We start from the raw sequence: 1,268 nt of genomic DNA, 5'->3' as shown, positions 1-1,268 counted from the left end.
GGAGGTCGGGCGCACCCTCGAAGGCCTGGTGCAGGCCGACACCGCGACCCGCGATTTCGTCACCGTCTACCGGAAATACCTGGCTGTGCAGGCGAAGACGGACGTCGACCAGGTGCAGACGCGTCTGGACACGGTCACCCACGCGGGCACCGCCCTGCACGCCGCGGCGGCCCTGCGCACCCGCCGCGACACCGAACGCGGCGCCGCCGAGACCCGCGCCGAGGACGCCGACCGCGCCTACGAACAGGCCCTCGCCGACCGCGAGACGTTGCAGCGCTCCAGCGCCTACGAGGGCAAACAGCAGCTCGACGACCTCGCCGACGCGGTGCGCCGCCTGGAGACCTCCGCGGCCGTCCACCACGACAAGGCGCTGAAATCCCGTCAGACCGTGGACCAGCGGCTCGAGGAGGCCGAGCGGGCGCAGGCGGCGGTCGCCCATGCCGGCTCGGCGCTGTCGCGCGGCGAGGACGAATTGCGCGCGGTCGCCGAGGAAGCCGGCATTCCCTGGACCACGCTGCCGGAATCGGCGCGCGCCGACCATCTCACCACCACGGTCCGCTCGCACGCCGAGGAACGCGACGGCGACGTCCGCGCGGTCCGGCGGGCGCTCACCCTGGTCGACCAGGCGGGCACCGAACGCACCCGCGCCGAGCGCGCCTCCGGCCGCGCGGTGGAACTGCGTGATGCCGCGGCGGCCGAGCTCGCCGAGGCCGAAGCCGCTGTCGCGCTGGCCCGTTCGAATACCGCCATCACCCTGCGCGACTGGTGGGACACCCATCGCGAGGTGTACACCCCCATCCGCACCGGGCTGTTCGAGTCGCTCAACGAGGCCCTCGGTGAAGTCGGCACCGAACCGCTCACCCGCGGTGGCGGCGCACCGAACGGCCGCGCCAAGAAGACCGAGAACACGTCCGGCACCGAGACCACCGCGACCGGCGAATCCGCCGGGGCCGCACCGGGTGCCGAGGCCGCGCTGGAGGACCTCCCCGTCCCCGCCACCCCGGCGGAGGTGCTGGCCGAGCGGACCGAACCGCTCACCGAGGAGATCCGCGGCCGCCGCCAGGAGGCGCGCGCCCGCGCCGCGCAGGCCACCGCCCGCGCGAGCGAACTGCGGGCCGAGCGGGAGCGGGTCGCGGCCGAACGCGACGACGCGCCACCGGCTTTCGCGGCCCGTACCGACGCGCGCGCGGAGCGTCCCGGCGCGCCGCTGTGGCGTCTGGTCCGCTTCGCCGACGGTGTCGCGCCGCAGCAGGCCGCCGGGCTCGAAG

The 1,268-nt window shown here is 75.4% G+C and carries 1 pseudogene; it reads left to right on the top strand.

The annotated features are described in order from the left end of the window. Positions 1-1,268: pseudogene (locus tag ACIRS4_RS37445) on the top strand (hypothetical protein); the annotation flags it as partial.

This window comes from Streptomyces sp. NPDC101166, from assembly GCF_044768125.1.
Classification (GTDB): domain Bacteria; phylum Actinomycetota; class Actinomycetes; order Streptomycetales; family Streptomycetaceae; genus Streptomyces.
The sequence above is the reverse complement of the archived record's forward strand: the minus strand, read 5'-3'. Positions and strand labels throughout refer to the sequence as shown.